Raw genomic sequence first — 18559 nt, 5'->3', positions numbered from 1 at the left:
CCACTGGGGCGGCATGTTGTCCACATGATACAGATACCGATCCTGCTGCTGGCCGCAGGGCAATCAAGCCGTATGCGCGGCACCGACAAGCTTGTTCAAGAGATTGACGGTATTCCCCTGTTAAGACGCTCGGCTCTGACCGCGATGGCGGCCGGACCGGTCATTGCCGCGCTACCGCCACGGCCTCATCCACGGTACGAGGCATTATCGGGGCTTGATGTGCAGATCGTACCAATCCCGGATGCAGCCGAAGGTATGAATGCAAGCCTGCGGGGCGCTTTGGCCTATGTCAGCCCCGTTTCGCCCGCGGCCATGGTTATGCTCGCAGACCTACCGGACCTGACGCCAGACGATCTGAAGGCGGTGTTGCGCGCTCGTCAGCAGAACCCAGACCATCTGATCTGGCGAGGTGCTACCCAAAGCGGCAAACCCGGTCATCCGGTTCTGTTCGACCAAAGCCTTTTTGCCACCTTATCGCAATTGACCGGAGATACTGGTGCGCAATCCGTCATACGTTCGAACGGTGCGCGCCTGTGCTTGGTGCCCCTTCCCGGTCGAAACGCGCTGTATGACCTGGATACACCGGAAGACTGGGCGAACTGGCGAAAGTTTCGGGACGGCAATACCCCGCCCCCCAAATAGCTGCGACCCGGTTGTTGCCAACCGGGCCGCGTACCCAATAAAGGACTACCACTTTCTTCAATCTCAAATGCGCAACCTAACGCCAAACGGGCTGGTCGACTATGCTGCGAAACCTAAACAAGACCCCCTCGTTAACATGCAACATACACTACCTGAGATCGAGAACACCGTCGGCACCCCCTAGTGCTTTCGGCTCCCCCTCACTTGGGTAAGATCATTTACCCCGATCTGATCTCTCAAAACAATATAAAATTGGGCAAAACGAACCAGTTCAGGACTGCTCTTCTGGCTTTTGAGCAACATCCCGCTTTTGTCAACATTACTTTAAGTTGTGTCCGAGATAGGGCCCTTGCGGCGAAACACCATTTATGAGCACGCATAATTGACCCAAAGGCAATAAAAATAGCCAGTTAGTACATGAATTTCTGCACCAGCAAATTCAACGCTCAACCCAAGGACGATCACCTAATTTTCGAATTTTGAGTGGTGCGCATTGTCCTCAAAAGAAAGGCAATGCAATAGATTTGATTGTTTGACGCCGATTTTGGCAACAATCCACTGATTCTTCGACGCGACCATTAAGGACTCAACGAATCCCCAGGCGGCGATGCTCTGCACTCAACCGCCCCTTTGTGGCAAAATTAAGTTTTCTTAACGAAACCATCAGGTAACAGCCAGATTATCGGCATATCTCCGGTTTTAACGCGCGATTGCAATCGCGTGAAACAAACAGGAGACCTAAATGAGCATCCGTAAATCCTCGCTTCTTTTGCCCCAGAAATCCGGCTGGATCGGCGCAAGCGCATTGGGCGCCGCGTTGCTTGCATCCACTGCCCTGCCCGCGCTGGCGGATGAAGCGCTGGCTGATCTGGTCGAAACCGTATCCCCTTCGGTCGTGACCATCATCGCCGAGCAGGATCCGACCACTCGCCCCGCATCCGGCCAAGACTTTGACCTCGACTCCCATCCGTTTGGTGAATTTCTTAAGCGCTTCGGTGGGCCCGAAGGCTTCCAGGCACCACAACGCGGTCCAGCACAGGGATTGGGATCTGGATTTGTGCTGGATGAGGCCGGGTACATCATCACCAACCACCATGTTGTCGACAACGCCACAAGCGTGACCGTGCGCCTGAACGATGATCGGAGCTTTGAGGCTGAAGTGATCGGCACCGACCCGCTGACCGATATTGCCGTTTTAAAGATTGATGCGGGTGAAGCGCTGCAAGCCGTCGAACTGGGTGACAGTGACATAATCCGTGTTGGCGAAGATGTGGTGGCCATCGGCAACCCGTTCGGGCTCAGCTCGACCGTGACCACAGGTATCGTATCGGCCAAGGGCCGCAACATCTCACAAGGGCCATATGCCGAGTTCATTCAGACAGATGCAGCAATCAACAAAGGCAATTCCGGCGGCCCCCTGTTCAACATGGAAGGCGAAGTTGTTGGCGTGAACTCGGCCATCTATTCGCCAAGTGGCGGATCTGTCGGTCTTGGCTTCGCCGTCACCTCGAACATTGTTGAACATATCGCAGCCGACCTGCGCGACGATGGTCAGGTCAGCCGCGGTTGGCTGGGTGTTTCGATCCAGAATGTCAGCCCGGAGCTTGCCGCTGCCCTTGGCATCGATAAATCGACTGGTGCTCTGGTTTCGGATGTTGTCGCTGGCAGCCCAGCGGAAGGCGTCCTGCAACAAGGTGACGTGATACTGAGCTTCAACAATGAAGCCGTTGATAACAGTGGCGATCTGCCGCTTTTGGTTGGCACCACCAAGGTGGGCACTGAAAGCACTCTGACGGTGCTACGCAATGGTGACCAGCAAGAGCTTCAATTGACCATCGGGCAGCATCAATCGGCATCAGCCGAGGCGGATATCCCGGTCGATCCCGAGGTCTCGGGCACTCAACTGGGCGTGACCGTCGCTCCGCTGACCGATACCGCACGGGCCGAGATGGGCGTGGCACAGGGTGTCGACGGCGTGGTTGTGACTGATCTGCAGCCTGACAGCCCAGCGGCTAAAGCCGGTCTGCAGCGCGGCGATGTCATCGTCAAACTGGGCAGCCAGGACACGCTGACACCCGACGCGCTCAAGGCCGCGTTGGACAGCGAAAAAACCGACCCGGCACTGGTGCTGATCAATCGCGGCGGCAACCAGATTTTCGTAGCGGTCGAGATCGCCTGATCCCAAACCCGCGCACGCCTCATGATGGGGATATTTGGCGTGCGCCTCCCGGCTGGATTGGTTTGTCCGCAATCCGTCGGGCGTGCCGGGTGCGCGAGGCTGCACCCGGCACAGAGTTGTTGAGGCAGCCCCGTCAAAACCATGTGCTTTGTACGGAAATTGTGTTTAAATTCCGATAGAAAGGAACCCGATCATGAGCCGACGCCTTCTGATTGTTGAAGATGACGAAGACACACGGGACTTCATCGCCAAGGGCTTTGGCGAAGAAGGATATGTGGTCGAGGTTGCCGCTGATGGCCGCGAGGGTCTGTATCACGCCACCGATGGTGGATTCGACGCCGTCGTGCTGGATAGGATGCTACCCGGGTTGGACGGGCTGTCGCTGATCAAATCCATGCGCGCAGCCGGTTTGAAGACACCGGTTCTGATGCTGACCGCGATGAGTGCGGTGGACGAGCGTGTAAAGGGGCTCAATTCGGGCGCGGATGATTATCTGGTCAAACCCTTCTCGTTTCAGGAACTACATGCGCGGATCGAGGCACTCTTGCGCCGCCCCCAGGAATCGGAAGAGACACCAACGCTGACCTGCAAAGACCTTGAGATGGATTTGCTGACCCGCAAGGTCACCCGCGACGGGCATGAGATCACCCTGACCCCGCGCGAGTTTCAGATTCTGGAGTTCTTCCTGCGCCGTAAGAACCGCGTCGTGTCGCGCACCATGCTGCTGGAAGGCGTTTGGGATTATCACTTCGACCCGAACACCAATGTTGTCGACGTCCATATCTCGAAACTGCGTCGCCAGTTGGATGAGGGTGGAGAAGCACCGTTGATTGAAACCGTCAGAGGTTCAGGCTACATGATGTCTGATGGATAACCTTCGGCTTTCTCTGAATAATTCCCGAACACGTCTGGTACTGGCCAGTATGGTGCTCAGTATTTTTCTGACAGCGACCGTACTGGCCTTGGTCTATTTCACAGCAAATCGCAGCATTGAATCCGAGACCCGCTCGGTCGTTTCAGCGGAACTCACAGGGCTGGCCGACGAATATGAACGTCGTGGATTGATCGGTTTGATCACAGCCATCGAACGCCGCCTTCCCAGCGCATCGGAGCGCGATGCGCTGTACCTGCTGACGGATCGGTTCGGCAACAAGCTGGTTGGAAACCTCAAGCAATGGCCCGAACATATTACGGCTGGCAGTGGCTGGGTGGAACTGGAACTGCGCCGCGCTGACAACGACCAACTTGTTCCAGTCTCAGCCGCCTCGATCCGCCTGCCCGGCCAAGAGCGCCTGATCGTCGGTCGAGATGCTGTCGCGCGTCAGCAGTTTGATCGGGTTTTGCTGAGATCCGTGGCGCTGGCCCTTGGCATTGCTCTGTTTCTGAGCGTGCTCACCGCCTGGCTGTTCACCCGCTTGGTCTTTTCCCGCCTGTCGGACATCGCAAGCACCGCGGAAAACATCGTTTCGGGTGATCTGTCGCGGCGCATGCCCTTGCGTGGTACCGGCGATGAGTTCGACCAAGTGGCGGGAACGTTGAACAACATGCTCGACCGGATCGAGGAGCTGATCAGCAACCTACGCACGACATCAAATTCGATTGCGCATGATCTGCGATCCCCCCTGTCGCGTCTAAAACAACGGGTCGAGGCGCTGTCTGACCCGGGTAAAAGCGAGCAGGAGCGCGAGGCTGATATCACCCGCGCCACTTTGGAAATCGACCACGTCTTGCGCGTGCTGGGGCAGCTAACCGAAATTTCACGGGCTGAGGCCGGGTTGGGCCGCGAACAGTTCGAAGAAATCGATCTGCAGCACCTCGTTGGCGATGTGATCGAACTCTACGACCCGGTTGCCGCTGACCAAAACATCCAACTCAAGGTCGAAGGAGAGGCCGCACCAGTGCAGGGTCACCGCCCGTTGCTATCACAAGCGCTGTCGAACCTGTTGGAAAACGCAATGCGATACGCGCCCAAGAACACGACTATTACCATCACAATTGGTGAGGACGACCAGTTCGCCCAGCTCAGCGTGCGCGATCAGGGGCCAGGCGTCCCCCCCAAAGACCTGCCCCGCCTGCAATTGCCTTTTGTCACGCTCGACCCAGCCCGAACCGAGCGCAATGCCGGGCTTGGTTTGGCGCTGGTTGCTGCGATCACGCATATGCATGGAGGGAAGTTCGTGGCCCGCAACTGTGATCCGGGCCTTGAGGTTACGCTAAACCTGTCGCGCTGAGTCTAGCCAGGCGCCCCATCAATGGCCAGGTTCTTGTTTTTATAGCGTTTATCTTCGGTCACATCAGCACCAAACCACGTGGGCGGCGTGAAACCAAGTGCCTCGGCTTCGCTGGAAAATTCCACTTCGACCAGCCGCAATGGTGCCAACGCACCCTGAAAGATATCCAGCTCGAAAACCCGCCCATCTGGCAAACTGTTGGTAAAGCGTTCTTTTTCAACACGTCGCCCCTCGGTTTCGGGCCAAAAGGTTTCGAACTGTTCAGCGGACATCTCGGTCTCACGCTCCACCCGAACCAACCCCCCTGCACCTTTGAGTGTCAGGAAATACTGGTCATTCTTCTGCCGCAGGCGCAGTTCGGTCGAATCCTCGGGGGCCGTCAGATAGCCCTGTCGCACGACAGCCTTTTGTGCGCCGCTCAGGTCTGGCAGGGTGTAGACCAGAAACTTACGTTCGATTTCCTTGCTCATTTGGTCGAAACCACCCCGTTTTCCAACTCGTTGTAAAGTGCCTGATAGGCCGCCCCCGCCGCACTGCGCGGGGCATAGGTCACCACCGGGGTGCGATGTTGACCCATCTTTTCGACATCCGCCGCGAATGGAATGCTGCTGCGCATGAAGCGCTTACGATAGGCTTTGCGCATCGCCGCCATCGTCTGCTGATGTAACGTTTTGCGCTGCTGCACCATCGAAAAGAACGCTTTCAGCTTCTTCTTCGGCAGTTTGTGCTGGTCGAAGAACCCAACCAGCTGCTCAAAGGTCCGTTCGGACAACGTTGTCGGGATCACCGGCACAACGATCTGGTCTGCGGCCTTAAAGATGTTTTCGGACAGGGTCGAAAAGTTGGGCGGACAGTCCAGGATGATGACATCGTAATCACTGCCCGCCGCCGTCAGAGCCTTTTTCAAGCGCGACCGACTGTTCCGCATGCGCGACAGAAACACATCAAAGTCACGAAAGGTCAGGTTCGCGGGAAGAATATCCAGCCCTTCGAAATCACTTGCACGAATGGCGCTGGTGAAGCGCTTAACATCCTCGAAGAACCGCGCATCCGTCAGCTTCTTCGAAGGTTTCACACGGAAATAGAACCCTGACGCCCCCTGCGGATCAAGATCGCACAGCAAGACCAGCTTTCCCGCCGCCGCATAGGCGTGGGCCAGATTGACCGAAGTGGCGGTTTTTCCAACACCGCCTTTGTTGCTGTAACAGGCAATGATTTTCATTCCTCACTCCTTGGACCGATGAAACAGGTGGCGAAACATCTGACGGGTGTCAGAGGCATCGAAGTGCTGGAAATTGGCGATCACGCGGTCACGCTCCGCCCGTTGCCGTTGATCCAGCACCGCGATCAGCCCTCCGATCGCCAAACCGATCTTTACATCAACGCGTCCTCGGGCGTTGGATTGCTGGGCAGCAAACTGCTGCAACGCCTCTTGCTGGACCGAGTAGTCATTGAACAGGCCCAGATTATCCTGAAGCTTTTTTAGTGGCTTGAGAATAGATTTGAAATCTTTCACATCGAAAAGGGGCGCAAAGAACTCCATCAGATAGCGCAATTTCTTACAATCGATCCGCAGATCGTGCACAACCTCTTCCGGCGTTTCAGGCGTGATGCTGCGCGCAATTTTACAGACCTTGCGATAGCGCTTCCAGATCAGGGCGCAGGCATAGTCATAGGCCCCGCGCTGCGCGTTTGGCCCCGGTTGCAGACACTCGGTGGTGCTGAACAGCGCCGTTAGCTCTGCCATCTGACTTTGATAGGCTTTGCTGCGTAACCTGCGGGTCAGCCGCGAGAGTTCCTGCCTACGCTCTTTCTGGAACTGCCCGAACATGGCATCCAATCCGGGTTGAAGTGTGTGCGGTACAAGGCTGTAATATATGTCTTTTTCCAGAAGGTAGACATCCAGATCCCGCAAGCGCCCGGTCGGGTCCATCAGATCTGAGAAGGTCTTTTTCAGCGTAGCGGTCTGATCGTCAGAGAAAACCCCTTTGAACAAGCTGATGACGGATCGTATTCGGCGCAGAGAAACGCGGTAATCATGCAGGAATTCGGTGTCGATATCAGCGACAACTCCACTTTCATTTTGCTGCGCAACTTTCAGAAAAGTATGAATAATATCAATAGCCGCCTGAATGGAAGGCTCTGATCGTCCCAAAGTGATCTCGGGCTTTGCCCGATATGGGGCCTCACCAGGCTCTAACGCTTGAACAATTGCAGACAGGTCAGCTCTGTCCGAACCAGCCGCCAACATCGCGTCGCAGGCACGGAGGTAGGCCTTGTCATACCCCCGCAGACGACTGAGGCGTATAACCGTCACCTGCCCGTTTGCGGTCGACAAAACCGTGACGCAACCTCGCACCTGTGTTTTTTCGAGATCATCGAGAACCGCAAGGCTGCCCTCCTCGACCACGCCCGAAGTAATTTCCATCAATGCGCGCAATTTTGGAAACCGGTGCAATGCATCGCGGACCGGACCGCCTGGCAGGTCTTGTGCAAAACGCCCCTCACCCTTGGACCTTTGGCTCCAACGCGCGCCTTGACCATCCAGCAAGTGCAATGACCCACCGAACTCCAGCAGCGTCCGACCGGATGCGCGGATCGACTGGTCATGACAATCCAACAGAACAAAGGGCTTGGAGGCCCGTTCCGGATCATATCGCAGATTCAGCCCGACAAACTTTGCTGGATCAAACGCGCCGCGCAGGACAAACAACGTCTCAGTCTCGAAACTCATGAGGACATGAAATCTTCAGATCCGTCGGAACACAAGCAAAACCGGAATGCGCCAATGCTGGGGTGACAGCGCTGGGTTGGACGTTTAAACCAAACCCATGTCCGATCCCGTATCCTCCATCAGAAATCTTGGCCCTGCCTTCGAAGAAGCTTGCGCCCGTGCGGGGATACACTCCGCGCAGGACCTACGTGAACTGGGCGCGGATGAGGCCTATACCCGGCTGTTGCAGGCCGGAACCAAGGCACATTTCATCGGGTACTACGTGTTGGTCATGGGCCTTCAGGGTCGCCCATGGAACGATTGTAAGGGCGAAGAGAAGAAGCAATTGCGTGAAAGGTTTGACGCGATCAAAGCCAGCGCCAAGCCCGCAGCGGAAAGCCAGTTGGTCTCAGACCTGAACGCGATCGGGGTGCGCGTGTCCGCAAGTGATCTGAAACAGGTTTGAACGAAAAGGCCGCCCCAAACGGAGCGGCCCGATATCAGCACGAGGCGTCGGCTTAGCCGACCAGCTCGATACCCGAGAAGAAATATGCGATCTCAACTGCAGCCGTCTCCGGCGCGTCCGACCCGTGGACCGAGTTTTCACCAACCGATTCAGCGAACTCGGCGCGGATGGTGCCGGGGGCTGCATCTGCAGGGTTGGTTGCGCCCATAACTTCACGGTTCTTGGCAATGGCGCCTTCGCCTTCAAGAACCTGAACAACGACCGGAGCCGACGACATGAATTCGCACAGTTCGTCATAGAACGGACGCTCGGCGTGCACGTCGTAGAACTTGCCAGCCTGAGCTTTGGTCATGTGGATGCGCTTTTGCGCCACGATGCGCAGGCCGGCTTCTTCGAACTTGGCATTGATCTTGCCAGTCAGGTTACGGCGGGTTGCATCGGGTTTGATGATTGAGAATGTGCGTTCCAGTGCCATGTCGGCCTCTCCTTACAATGTGGCGCAGGGTATGCGCCGAAATCCATCGCGCGCCGGGTAACATGGTACGGCGCGTATGAAAAGCGTTATGATGGTTCACGGCTCAGATCGCCTCGGGCAGCGGGTCGATCCTGTCCAACCTGCGGACGTAAAGCACCGCTAACAGGCCAACAAAACTGCTGCCGCTCATCATGCTCAGTACCAGATACGGGCCATTTTCGGGGCTGACGAATGCACCTGTCATCGAAGTCAGGATGGCACCAAGCGCCACGACCATCGCCCCAGACAACCCCGCGGCGCTGCCTGCCAGTTTGGGCCGTACCGACATCGCTCCGGCCGAGGCATTGGCGTTGGTCAAACCATTGCCAAATCCCACACAGATGGCAGACCCGAAAAACACCCAGACTGAGCCGTGGCCACCTACAAACAACAACAAACCGAAGAACGGTCCAACCGAGGCTACGATCCGTCCACATAGGATCATCGTGGTTAGCCGCGTGTGCGCCGCGATGCGTCCAGTGACAAAATTGCCCACCATGAAGCCACCTGTAATGATCCCGATCCCTAAGCCCAGCATCGCCGGGCTAAGGTCGAACCACGCAGCGGCGACCAGGGGCGCGCCAGTGATGAAGCTGTAGAACCCGCCGATCGAGAACGCGGCACATAGCGCATAGCCCCAAAATCGGCGAGCGCGAAATAAATGCGGGTATTCTTTCAATTGCGCGGCCAAGGTTGATGAACGGTCTGTGTTGGTCTCTCCCATGTCGAACCACAGCAAGGCCAACAGCCCTGCCCCAAGCACCGAATACAGAACGAACCCCGCGCGCCAGCCGAACAGCATGTCCAGCGCGCCGCCCAGCATTGGACCCAGCATAGGCGCGAGCGCCATGGCCATCGCGACATATCCTAGCTTGCTGGCGGCTTCGTTGGGCGGATACCGATCCCGGATCGAGGCGCTAGAAAGAACCGACCCGGCTACAACGACGGCCTGCAACAGCCTGAAACCCAGAAAAACCCAGATCGACTCGGCCAGCGTGCACCCGATTGATGCGATCACGAAGACGGTCATGCAGATCAACAGAACCGGCCTGCGCCCAAACCGATCTGACAGCGGCCCCATGATCAGTTGCAGCACCGCCGAGACGGCCAGATATCCTGCCACTGACAAGTTCACGAGGCCATAGTCGATCGCGAAGTCGTCGCTCATATGCGCTAGCGAGGGCAGGAACATATTCAGCGACAACACGGAAAGTGCGGTGGCGAAGATCAGCGTGATCAAATTTGGGGGCGTCCGGGCCGCGCGCATGTCGAAAACCGTGTCAGAAAAGCAAACGACACAGCGCTAACACATTGCCCGTCAGTTGAACATGCCAAGCCGCTGGCGGCTGCATCACGGCTCTGCTAAGAGCCCCCTCATGCTACGGATCGAAGACATCACCTATGCCGTTGAAGGCCGCCCCTTGTTCGAAGGGGCCAGCGCGACCATCCCCGATGGCCACAAGGTTGGTCTGGTGGGTCGCAATGGAACTGGAAAAACCACTCTGTTTCGCCTGATCCGGGGGGAGTTGGCGTTGGAATCCGGCGCCATCTCGATCCCGAAACGCGCGCGGATTGGTGGGGTGGCGCAAGAAGTGCCCTCATCCGATGTGTCCCTGATCAACACCGTTCTGGCGGCTGACACAGAACGTAGCGCGCTGATGGCCGAGGCTGAAAGCGCCTCGGACCCAGCACGTATTGCCGATATTCAGACCCGTCTGGCTGATATTGATGCCTGGTCGGCTGAGGCCCGGGCGGCGTCGATCCTCAAGGGGCTCGGGTTTGATGACGAAGACCAGTTGAAACCCTGCTCCGATTTCTCGGGCGGTTGGCGAATGCGCGTTGCACTGGCGGCAGTGCTGTTCTCGCAGCCCGATCTATTGTTGTTGGACGAGCCGACCAACTATCTGGATCTGGAAGGCGCGCTGTGGCTGGAAAGCTATCTGGCGAAATACCCACATACAGTGATCATTATCAGCCATGACCGCGGATTGCTGAACCGCGCGGTGGGCTCGATCCTGCATCTGGAAGACCGCAAGCTCACCTATTACGCCGTGCCTTATGACAAATTTGCCGAACGCCGCGCGGAACGTCTGGCACAGGCTGAATCTGAGAACGCCAAGGCCAAGGCCCGCATCGCCCATCTACAAAGCTTTGTGGATCGCTTTCGCTATAAGGCGTCGAAGGCTGTGCAGGCCCAATCCCGCCTAAAAATGATCGAACGCATCCAGTTGGTCTCGACCCCGCAAGAAGCCGCGCTTCGCGCGTTTTCATTCCCCGAACCCGAAGAACTGTCGCCGCCGATTATCCAGATCGAAGGCGGTGTCACGGGCTATGGCCAGACCGAAGTGCTGCGCCGTCTGAACCTGCGCATTGATCAGGATGATCGCATCGCGCTGCTGGGCAAGAACGGTCAGGGTAAATCGACCCTGTCCAAGCTGCTATCCGACCGATTACCCCTGATGGCAGGTAAGATGGCCCGCTCCAACAAACTGCGCATCGGCTATTTCGCTCAGCATCAGGTGGATGAGCTTTATGTGGACGAAACGCCTTTGGATCATCTGCGCCGTCTGCGCCCGGATGAGGCTCCGGGCAAGTGGCGGTCGCGTCTGGCTGGGTTCGGATTGAACGCCGATCAGGCAGAAACCGAAGTCGGGCGTCTGTCGGGTGGTCAAAAGGCGCGCCTGTCGCTTCTGATCGCCACTATCGACGCGCCACATATGCTGATCCTGGACGAACCGACCAACCATCTAGACATCGAAAGCCGCGAGGCGCTGGTCGAGGCGCTGACCGCCTATTCCGGCGCCGTCGTTTTGGTCAGCCACGACATGCACTTGCTGTCGCTGGTGGCGGATCGGCTCTGGTTGGTCTCGGACGGCACCGTAAAACCCTTTGATCAAGACCTCGAAGCCTATCGCGCGATGTTGCTGGCCCGCGACAAGCCGGTGAAGCAAAAGCCTCAGGCAACACAGCCCAAACGCCCCTCGCGGGATACCATGCTGGCCCTGCGCGCCGAACTGCGCAAGTGCGAGGACCGGATTGAGAAGCTGATGGATATGCACGGCAAGCTCTCGGCCAAACTGGCGGACCCGGCCTTGTACGAAGATGACAGGATCGATGATCTGGAAACCTGGAACCGCAAATTCGCCGAGGTGACCGAGGCGATGCAAAAGGCCGAGGCGCTGTGGGTCGCGGCCGCCGAAAAACTGGAGCAGGCGGAGAATGCGGCATGATTGACGCTGCCTTCTTCATCACCGCCTTCACCACTTTGTTCGTCGTGATCGATCCGTTCGGCACCGCGCCCATTTTTGTCGCCATGACACAGGATATGGACGCGCGCGCAAGGCGGCGCACGGCCTATCGCACCTGTTTGGTTGCAACCGGCATTCTGATTGCCTTCGCTGCCTTTGGTGAGGCGGTTCTGGGCTTTGTCGGCATCTCGATGGAGGCGTTTAAGGTTGCCGGTGGGGCGCTGCTGTTCCTGACCGCGCTGGACATGTTGTTCGAACGCCGCACCAAACGGCGCGAGGATCGGGCCGAGGAAGAGGAACATAATGATCCGTCGGTCTTTCCACTCGCCATCCCTCTGGTCGCCGGGCCGGGATCGATTGCGACGATTATTCTGTTGTCCGGACAGCATCCGGGTCTTCAAGGAATTGCGGCGGCAGTGGCCGTAATGCTGGCTGTCATGGCGGTGGTCCTGCTGTTCTTTCTGGCAGGCGGCCTGATCGCGCGTATTCTGGGCAAAACGGGCTTGAATGTGCTGACCCGTCTGCTGGGCATGCTGCTGGCGGCTCTGTCTGTTCAGTTCATTCTGGATGGTCTTAAGGCCTTTGGGTTTGCGTCGTAAATCCCCATATAGAGTGCAGAATAAACTGTAAGGGCAACGGCATGAATGGCGACGATATCGGGCGTTTGGTGTATCTGGTCGTGCTTGGCGCGGCCATATTGCTGTGGTTTGTCGCCCAGAACCGTCAGTCCCTGAACAAAACCCTGCAACAGGTCATGGCCTGGGTTTTTATCTTCGTGGGTGTCATTGCGGTCATTGGTCTGTGGGAGGATATACGATCCTCGGTCACCCCTACCCCGCAGATGGCCGTCACTGGTGATCTGATCGAGGTGCCGCGCGCCCAGGACGGGCATTATTACATTCCGGTCACTGTAAACGGCGAACCCATCGTATTCTTGGTGGATACCGGGGCCAGCCAAATCGTGCTCAGCGCGCAGGATGCGGAGCGTGTGGGCATTGACCCTGATCAGCTGAACTATTTCGGGCGCGCAATCACGGCGAACGGAGAGGTTCGGACAGCACCTGTGCGGCTGGACAGTTTCGAACTGGGTCCAATTGCCGATCGCAATGTCTCGGCCTGGATCAACGAAGGAGAGCTACACCAGTCGCTGCTGGGCATGGATTATCTGCACCGGTTTTCCAACATCCAGTTCACCGATGGCCGGATGATCCTGTCACGTTAGGCGCGTTCGCAACTTGAGAACAAAATAAGAACATGATATGTGCATATCATGTCTGCTCAGCTTCTTGGCGCCAAACCCGCGCGCCCCGCGCCGGGGGTCAAACTTCATGATGAAGTCACCCTGCAACAGGGCCGCGTGCACGAAGCCTGCGGCCCCGCCCGGCGCAGCTTCGCCATGTGGCTTGCCGGGCAGACCCAAGGCCCGGTCTTGTGGATTTCTCCCGCATGGGAGCTGGGCCAGCTGAACCCCCACGGAATGGTCGATTTTGCTGACCCCGGAAGATTTCTCTTTGCCCGCCCCAAACGGGCCGAGGACCTGCTGTGGTGCATGGAAGAAGCCCTGCGCAGCCGAGCCGTTCCGCTGGTCATCAGCGATTTGCCCGGCGCGCCGGGCCTGACACCGGTGCGGCGGCTGCATCTGGCAGCGGAACAGGGTGATATAGGGCAGCCCCCGCTGGGTCTGTTGCTGACCCCCGGCGACGGTGGTGCGCAGGGGGTCGAAACGCGTTGGCACATGGCCGCTGCACATCGGGATGAGGCAAACCGCTGGACCCTGACCCGCCGCCGCGCCCGCGCCCTGCCCCCAGCGAGTTGGCAGGCCACTATGGCAGCCCCTCGCGCACAGATGCATCTGCAACCTGCGAGAAGCGGCGAAGACTGTTCACGCAAGATATGATTGGCCGGGCAAAGGCCATCGCCCTAGCGTTTTCAACAAATAAACGCGCTCATCGATTGTTGCCGGCGAACCACCAGCGGCAATTGATTTGAGGTCGGAGCGAATAAGACTGCAAGCTCGCGTGTTAACCAATCATTACGTCCTGCGTTCTAGCGTCAGGACAGCAGATATCAGCACAGGGGCGGATCAGACCACATCCGGCATGGGCAACACAGGCGAAAGGGATCGGCATGACCAGAATGACCAGACGCAGTTTCGTAGCTGGATTGGCACTATGGCCCAGTTTGGGGGCGGCACAATCCGTGATGATCCCCTATGCGCTTGCGCCTAAGGGCACATCGGTCGGGTTCACCTTTGATCTGTCCGGGGTGGCGCAATCGGGTACCATGCCGATCCAATCGGCAAACATTCAGCTGGATACAAAACGCCTGCGAAACAGCAAGGTCGACGTCATCCTGAATGTGGCGGCTGCACGAACGCGATTGCCCTTTGCGCGCGGGCCCATGTTGGGCGAAAGCGTGCTGAATGCTGATGCGCATCCGACCATTCGCTTCACCTCGACCAAAATCCAGCTTGGCCCGGGTGGGCGCATTTCGGATGGGGCCTCGATCAGAGGCGACCTGACCGTACGCGGCATTACCCGGCCGGTGAACCTTAATGCAGCGCTCTATCGTGCACCCGGCAGCGCGGCGGATAATCTTGATGCCCTGTCGATCCAGCTGACTGGTGCGCTGGACCGTCATGCATATGGGGCCTCCGGCTATCCCGATCTGGTCGATGAGACGGTTGGCCTTAACATCATGGCGCAGATCACACGCCTGAACTAATCCGAGAATTCGCGAAAAACGACACCAAGGCGTCGATTAAACGTGCGCAAGTTCTGCAAGACCGGTAGAGCGTGGTCTCATTATGCGCACGATCATTTCCTTTGCCGCCCTCTTCCTGTCCGTCATTCTGTTGCAACTGTCGACAGGCGGCGTTGGGCCACTGGATGCGATCTCGGGCATAACGCTGAACTTCACAACCGAACAGATCGGTCTGCTGGGGTCGGCGCATTTCATTGGCTTCTTTATCGGTTGCTGGTGGGCGCCACGCCTGATGGGCAGCGTCGGGCATTCGCGCGCCTTTGCAGTGTGCACGGCCCTGGGCGCGATGGGCTTGATCGGGCATACCCTGACCGAAAACCCCTATGTCTGGGCCGCGTTGCGGATCGCGTCAGGCACCTGCGTGGCCGGGTGCTACACGGTGATCGAGGCCTGGCTGAACGCCAAGGTCACGAATGAAACGCGTGGACGGGCGATGGGAACGTATCGCATCGCGGATCTGGGGGCCTCGCTCAGCGCGCAGTTGATCATCGCGGTTTTGCCGCCTGCATCTTATGTTTCGTATAACCTGTTGGCGATCCTGTGTTGTGCATCGCTGCTGCCGTTGACATTAACACGGGCCAGCCAACCTCAGACCCCCAGCGCCCCACGGCTGAGGCCCAAACTGGCTTGGGCCTGTTCACCGCTGGCCGTTGCTGGCGTGATCGTTTCGGCGCTGAGCTCTGCGTCTTTCCGAATGGTCGGCCCGGTCTACGGGCAAGAGGTGGGTTTGAGCTTGGATCAGATCGCGTTTTTCCTCGCGTCCTTCGTTTTGGGTGGCGCACTGGCCCAATATCCGCTTGGCTGGCTGGCCGACAAATACGACCGGCGTTGGGTTTTGATCTGGCTTTCCGCTGCCGCAGTACTCAGCTGCGGGGTCACCATGGCCGCCAGCGGGGCGGGAACACTGGGCGTGATGCTGGCGGCAGGTTTCTTTGGTCTGACCACCTTCCCTATTTTCTCTCTATCGTCCGCCCATGCCAATGATTTTGCTACCACCGAACAACGGGTCGAACTGTCTGCGGCCCTGATGTTCTGGTACGCGCTGGGCGCAATCGCCTCGCCCTATGTGTCTTCGACATTGATCGAACAATTCGGCCCAGGCGCTTTGTTCGCCTTTGTGGCCGTTGGACATCTGGGGCTGATCGGGTTTGGTTTGGCCCGCATGCGGTCTCGCCCAACACCTGATGCGCGGACCAACTACGTCTATGCCCCGCGCACCTCGTTCACAATCGGAGGTCTGTTAAAACGATCGCGCGAGGGGAAAGAGTAAGCTCGATTGGCATCTCATCGGCCACCATTCAATCCGTCTCTCAGTCGAAATAACAGCGTTTGCAGTTTTTGCAGTTCCGATTTGTCCAGCCCTGTTTGCTCACTCATGCAAGAGGTGATTTCTGGCGCTTTGTGCTTGAGAGCTACACCCTGCTCAGTCAAGAAAACCTCCACCGCACGTCCGTCAGTTTGACTGCGCGACCGGGTTACGTGGCCCAGGTTCTCCAGTCGCTTGACCAACGGTGTCAGCGTGCTGGTCTCCATCTCGAGTTTCTGGGCAAGCGTATTGATCTTTTGTCCATCACGCTCCCACAGCAAGGTGAGCGTGATGTACTGCGGATAGGTCAGACCCAATTTCTTAAGGTGTGGTGAGTAGGCACGGTTAATTGCGTGCGACGCGGTATAAACGCCAAAACAAAACAGATCATCCGCCTGCTTAGGAATATCAAAGCTGTCCAATTCAAAGCCCCATTTATATCGCGCGCGATATTATTCTTGACATAAACATTGGTTTCGTCAACTTTGCATTTTAGGTCGCGCACGATATAAATGGAGAGTGAAATGTCCTGGCTACCCAGTTTGAAAACTCAAACACCTGAAGAAGGTTATGAGCTTGCAGTGAAATTGTCCCGTATGGCAGTCAAACTGACGCAACCCGATGATGCAGCCCGCAACCGGATGCGCCCTGAATATGCAAATAACGCGGATAGTTTGATTGGTGTCTCTCACGTTGTGGCCGTCAACTTTCAGACCGTCTCGCATGCAAACAATTTCTGGAAGTAACGCTCTGAAAAGAAAATGGGCCGGGTAATCCCGGCCCATTTGGTTTATTGGTCGCTAAGCGTTTCGTCTTCGACCAGATCGGCATTATCTGGCGATGAGATCGCTGGCGTTGCCTCCAGCGCCCCGTTCACGACACCGGCAACACCGTTTTCCATCGACAGGCCAAGTTCTTCACCCAGCTTCTTGAGCGCGGGCATCTGCACCGCCATACCCATGATCGAGTCAAGCGCCTGATTGACCACCGGCTTGTCGGTGTTGGCTGCCCCACCAGGCGCGCCCGCACCGATACCACCAACCTGATGGATCTTGATCGAGTCGATCTTTTCCGCAGGCTTAACCATTTCAGAGATGATCGAGGGCATGGTTTCGATCCGTGCCATATCGACCTTCATGCGGATTTGCGCTGCGGACAGAGCATTGTCAGCCTCAACAATCGCGCGCTTACCTTCCGCCTCGGCCAACATGTCGTTCTTCTTGGCCTCGGCCCGAATGTTGAGCGCGTCAGCTTCGGCCTGCGCCTCTTCGCGGCGGGCTTCGGCACGGTCGGCAGCGGCCTCTTTCTCGGCCTGCGCAGACAGACGGATCGCTGTGGCCTGACGTTCCGCCTCACGCGTGGCTTCGATCAGAACGATATGCTTCTGACGCTCGGCCTCGGCCACCTCACGGGCGGTTGCCACGGCTTCGGTCGCCTTGGTCGCCTCGGCCCGGGCCAGGTCAGCCGATGCACGGGCGCGGCTTTCCTCTTCGGATTTCTGCGCGATGATGATCTGACGCTCTTGCTCGGCCACTTCGATCTCACGCTCTTTGGCGATCTCGGCATCGCGGATCTTGCGTTCGCGTTCGATTTCGGCTGAGCGGATGGCTTCTTCCCGCGCGATCCGGGCGCGTTCGGTTTCCCGCACCGAATCCTCGGTCCGTGCAGCAATCTCAGCCTCTTGCGCGACGCGCAGGGTTTCAACCTGCTGCGTCTGTTCGATCCGCGCCTGCTCTTCATCCTTTTCGATCAACAGCTTCTGACGCTGGGCTTCCATCGCGGCACGGCGCACCTCAACCTCGGCCTCGGCATCGATCTGCGCACGTTCTTTCTTTGAGGTCGCAATCACCTCGGCCAGCTTGCGCATACCCACCGCGTTAAAGGCGTTGTTTTCGTCCAGCGCCTCAAAGGGCGTCTGGTCCAGCGCAGTCAGAGAGACGGATTCAAGCGACAAACCGTTCTTCAACAGGTCCTCGGACACTGCATTCTGCACCTCTTGAACAAAGTCGGCACGATTTTCATGCAAACCGTCCATGGTCATTTGCGCCGCCACGGCGCGCAAACCGTCGATCAGCTTGCCTTCGATCATCTCGCGCAGCTGTTCGACATCAAAAGTCCGGTCACCCAAGGTCTGCGCAGCGCGTGCGATCCCTTCTTCGGTGGCCATAACCGAGACGTAGAACTCGACACCCACATCAACCCGCATACGGTCCTTGGTGATCAAAGCAGCCTCACCGCTGCGTTGCACTTCAAGGCGCAGGGTCTTCATGTTGACCGGGCTGACCTCGTGCAGCAAGGGCACGATGATGACGCCGCCATCCATGATGACCTTCTTGCCGCCTGCCCCGGTTTTCACCAGGCTGACTTCACGGGTCGCGCGTTTATAAAGTCGGCCCAACACAAGGCCGATGAACAGAACGACCGCCAAAATGGTCGCAACTGTGGTGATCAGGAAAGTAAGTTCCATGCAAAATCCTCCGATTTAGGGTTAAACTTT

19 protein-coding genes are annotated in these 18559 nt (G+C 57.6%); 12 read left to right on the top strand and 7 right to left on the bottom strand.

Annotated features, from left to right (window positions below; genetic code table 11):
- The first annotated feature begins 24 nt into the window (after positions 1–24).
- The 4 genes from ABLN87_RS02250 to ABLN87_RS02235 all read left to right on the top strand — a co-directional run bounded on the left by ABLN87_RS02250 (position 25) and on the right by ABLN87_RS02235 (position 5052).
- Complete coding sequence (locus ABLN87_RS02250; RefSeq protein ID WP_353007123.1) at positions 25–642, top strand: nucleotidyltransferase family protein; 618 nt, start codon at positions 25–27, stop codon at positions 640–642.
- A gap of 742 nt (positions 643–1384) precedes the next feature.
- Complete coding sequence (locus tag ABLN87_RS02245) at positions 1385–2821, top strand: Do family serine endopeptidase (protein ID WP_353007121.1); 1437 nt, start codon at positions 1385–1387, stop codon at positions 2819–2821.
- A gap of 193 nt (positions 2822–3014) precedes the next feature.
- Complete coding sequence (locus ABLN87_RS02240; RefSeq protein ID WP_170530173.1) at positions 3015–3695, top strand: response regulator transcription factor; 681 nt, start codon at positions 3015–3017, stop codon at positions 3693–3695.
- Positions 3688–5052: an ATP-binding protein gene (locus ABLN87_RS02235; protein ID WP_353007118.1), complete on the top strand. Its 1365-nt coding sequence runs from the start codon at positions 3688–3690 to the stop codon at positions 5050–5052. The genes ABLN87_RS02240 and ABLN87_RS02235 overlap by 8 nt, the downstream gene beginning before the upstream one ends.
- Before the next feature lie 2 nt (positions 5053–5054).
- Here ABLN87_RS02235 and ABLN87_RS02230 read toward each other — a convergent pair whose 3' ends face one another.
- From ABLN87_RS02230 to ABLN87_RS02220, 3 genes are read right to left on the bottom strand one after another with little or no spacing between them, the layout of a single operon-like run.
- Complete coding sequence (locus ABLN87_RS02230; RefSeq protein WP_353007115.1) at positions 5055–5522, bottom strand: CYTH domain-containing protein; 468 nt, start codon at positions 5520–5522, stop codon at positions 5055–5057.
- Entirely contained in the window at positions 5519–6274 is a 756-nt protein-coding gene (locus tag ABLN87_RS02225) for a ParA family protein (protein ID WP_353007113.1), read from the bottom strand. Before ABLN87_RS02225 ends, ABLN87_RS02230 begins: the two co-directional genes overlap by 4 nt.
- A 3-nt stretch (positions 6275–6277) precedes the next feature.
- On the bottom strand, positions 6278–7786 hold the full coding sequence (locus ABLN87_RS02220; RefSeq protein ID WP_353007111.1) for a CHAD domain-containing protein: 1509 nt from the start codon (positions 7784–7786) through the stop codon (positions 6278–6280).
- Positions 7787–7883: 97 nt separating this feature from the next.
- Here ABLN87_RS02220 and ABLN87_RS02215 point away from each other — a divergent pair, with 97 nt between their 5' ends.
- Positions 7884–8231 (top strand): TfoX/Sxy family protein, encoded by a 348-nt coding sequence (locus ABLN87_RS02215; protein WP_353007108.1) that lies wholly within the window; start codon positions 7884–7886, stop codon positions 8229–8231.
- A 52-nt stretch (positions 8232–8283) separates the two neighbouring features.
- Here the strand turns inward: ABLN87_RS02215 and ndk are convergent, their stop codons facing one another.
- Positions 8284–8706, bottom strand: a complete 423-nt coding sequence (ndk, locus tag ABLN87_RS02210; protein WP_008757405.1) for a nucleoside-diphosphate kinase — start codon at positions 8704–8706, stop codon at positions 8284–8286.
- Between the two features lie 103 nt (positions 8707–8809).
- Entirely contained in the window at positions 8810–10012 is a 1203-nt protein-coding gene (locus tag ABLN87_RS02205) for a multidrug effflux MFS transporter (RefSeq protein WP_353007105.1), read from the bottom strand.
- Positions 10013–10121: 109 nt separating this feature from the next.
- On the opposite strand from ABLN87_RS02205, the gene ABLN87_RS02200 reads away from it, so the two are divergent.
- The 6 genes from ABLN87_RS02200 to ABLN87_RS02175 all read left to right on the top strand — a co-directional run bounded on the left by ABLN87_RS02200 (position 10122) and on the right by ABLN87_RS02175 (position 16026).
- Positions 10122–11975, top strand: coding sequence for an ABC-F family ATP-binding cassette domain-containing protein (locus ABLN87_RS02200; protein ID WP_353007103.1), 1854 nt, complete (start codon positions 10122–10124; stop codon positions 11973–11975).
- Entirely contained in the window at positions 11972–12592 is a 621-nt protein-coding gene (locus tag ABLN87_RS02195) for a MarC family protein (protein WP_170530189.1), read from the top strand. The genes ABLN87_RS02200 and ABLN87_RS02195 overlap by 4 nt, the downstream gene beginning before the upstream one ends.
- A 41-nt stretch (positions 12593–12633) precedes the next feature.
- Entirely contained in the window at positions 12634–13215 is a 582-nt protein-coding gene (locus tag ABLN87_RS02190) for a retropepsin-like aspartic protease family protein (protein WP_353007101.1), read from the top strand.
- 48 nt (positions 13216–13263) lie between these two features.
- Positions 13264–13890 carry an ImuA family protein gene (locus tag ABLN87_RS02185; RefSeq protein WP_353007099.1) on the top strand — a complete coding sequence of 209 codons (627 nt, stop codon included), beginning with the start codon at positions 13264–13266 and terminating at the stop codon, positions 13888–13890.
- A 230-nt stretch (positions 13891–14120) separates the two neighbouring features.
- Positions 14121–14717: a YceI family protein gene (locus ABLN87_RS02180; RefSeq protein ID WP_353007096.1), complete on the top strand. Its 597-nt coding sequence runs from the start codon at positions 14121–14123 to the stop codon at positions 14715–14717.
- A gap of 82 nt (positions 14718–14799) precedes the next feature.
- Positions 14800–16026 carry an MFS transporter gene (locus ABLN87_RS02175; protein WP_170530197.1) on the top strand — a complete coding sequence of 409 codons (1227 nt, stop codon included), beginning with the start codon at positions 14800–14802 and terminating at the stop codon, positions 16024–16026.
- Positions 16027–16040: 14 nt separating this feature from the next.
- Here the strand turns inward: ABLN87_RS02175 and ABLN87_RS02170 are convergent, their stop codons facing one another.
- Positions 16041–16484, bottom strand: a complete 444-nt coding sequence (locus tag ABLN87_RS02170; protein WP_353007093.1) for a MarR family winged helix-turn-helix transcriptional regulator — start codon at positions 16482–16484, stop codon at positions 16041–16043.
- A gap of 102 nt (positions 16485–16586) precedes the next feature.
- Here ABLN87_RS02170 and ABLN87_RS02165 point away from each other — a divergent pair, with 102 nt between their 5' ends.
- Complete coding sequence (locus tag ABLN87_RS02165) at positions 16587–16808, top strand: hexameric tyrosine-coordinated heme protein (RefSeq protein ID WP_353007090.1); 222 nt, start codon at positions 16587–16589, stop codon at positions 16806–16808.
- A 44-nt stretch (positions 16809–16852) separates the two neighbouring features.
- Here the strand turns inward: ABLN87_RS02165 and ABLN87_RS02160 are convergent, their stop codons facing one another.
- Positions 16853–18529, bottom strand: coding sequence for a flotillin family protein (locus ABLN87_RS02160; protein ID WP_353007088.1), 1677 nt, complete (start codon positions 18527–18529; stop codon positions 16853–16855).
- Positions 18530–18559 lie beyond the last annotated feature (30 nt).

It is taken from the genome of Ruegeria sp. SCP10 (assembly GCF_040329495.1).
Lineage (GTDB): Bacteria > Pseudomonadota > Alphaproteobacteria > Rhodobacterales > Rhodobacteraceae > Ruegeria.
The sequence above is the reverse complement of the archived record's forward strand: the minus strand, read 5'-3'. Positions and strand labels throughout refer to the sequence as shown.

Excerpts from the sequence above, each read along its gene's own strand:
- ABLN87_RS02190 (WP_353007101.1), top strand. The coding sequence starts at position 12,634 with ATGAATGGCGACGATATCGGGCGTTTGGTGTATCTGGTCGTGCTTGGC.
- ABLN87_RS02245 (WP_353007121.1), top strand. The coding sequence starts at position 1,385 with ATGAGCATCCGTAAATCCTCGCTTCTTTTGCCCCAGAAATCCGGCTGG.
- ABLN87_RS02205 (WP_353007105.1), bottom strand. The coding sequence starts at position 10,012 with ATGCGCGCGGCCCGGACGCCCCCAAATTTGATCACGCTGATCTTCGCC.
- ndk (WP_008757405.1), bottom strand. The coding sequence starts at position 8,706 with ATGGCACTGGAACGCACATTCTCAATCATCAAACCCGATGCAACCCGC.
- ABLN87_RS02185 (WP_353007099.1), top strand. The coding sequence starts at position 13,264 with ATGTCTGCTCAGCTTCTTGGCGCCAAACCCGCGCGCCCCGCGCCGGGG.
- ABLN87_RS02195 (WP_170530189.1), top strand. The coding sequence starts at position 11,972 with ATGATTGACGCTGCCTTCTTCATCACCGCCTTCACCACTTTGTTCGTC.
- ABLN87_RS02240 (WP_170530173.1), top strand. The coding sequence starts at position 3,015 with ATGAGCCGACGCCTTCTGATTGTTGAAGATGACGAAGACACACGGGAC.
- ABLN87_RS02175 (WP_170530197.1), top strand. The coding sequence starts at position 14,800 with ATGCGCACGATCATTTCCTTTGCCGCCCTCTTCCTGTCCGTCATTCTG.
- ABLN87_RS02165 (WP_353007090.1), top strand. The coding sequence starts at position 16,587 with ATGTCCTGGCTACCCAGTTTGAAAACTCAAACACCTGAAGAAGGTTAT.
- ABLN87_RS02200 (WP_353007103.1), top strand. The coding sequence starts at position 10,122 with ATGCTACGGATCGAAGACATCACCTATGCCGTTGAAGGCCGCCCCTTG.
- ABLN87_RS02250 (WP_353007123.1), top strand. The coding sequence starts at position 25 with ATGATACAGATACCGATCCTGCTGCTGGCCGCAGGGCAATCAAGCCGT.
- ABLN87_RS02230 (WP_353007115.1), bottom strand. The coding sequence starts at position 5,522 with ATGAGCAAGGAAATCGAACGTAAGTTTCTGGTCTACACCCTGCCAGAC.
- ABLN87_RS02160 (WP_353007088.1), bottom strand. The coding sequence starts at position 18,529 with ATGGAACTTACTTTCCTGATCACCACAGTTGCGACCATTTTGGCGGTC.
- ABLN87_RS02220 (WP_353007111.1), bottom strand. The coding sequence starts at position 7,786 with ATGAGTTTCGAGACTGAGACGTTGTTTGTCCTGCGCGGCGCGTTTGAT.
- ABLN87_RS02180 (WP_353007096.1), top strand. The coding sequence starts at position 14,121 with ATGACCAGAATGACCAGACGCAGTTTCGTAGCTGGATTGGCACTATGG.
- ABLN87_RS02235 (WP_353007118.1), top strand. The coding sequence starts at position 3,688 with ATGGATAACCTTCGGCTTTCTCTGAATAATTCCCGAACACGTCTGGTA.
- ABLN87_RS02225 (WP_353007113.1), bottom strand. The coding sequence starts at position 6,274 with ATGAAAATCATTGCCTGTTACAGCAACAAAGGCGGTGTTGGAAAAACC.
- ABLN87_RS02215 (WP_353007108.1), top strand. The coding sequence starts at position 7,884 with ATGTCCGATCCCGTATCCTCCATCAGAAATCTTGGCCCTGCCTTCGAA.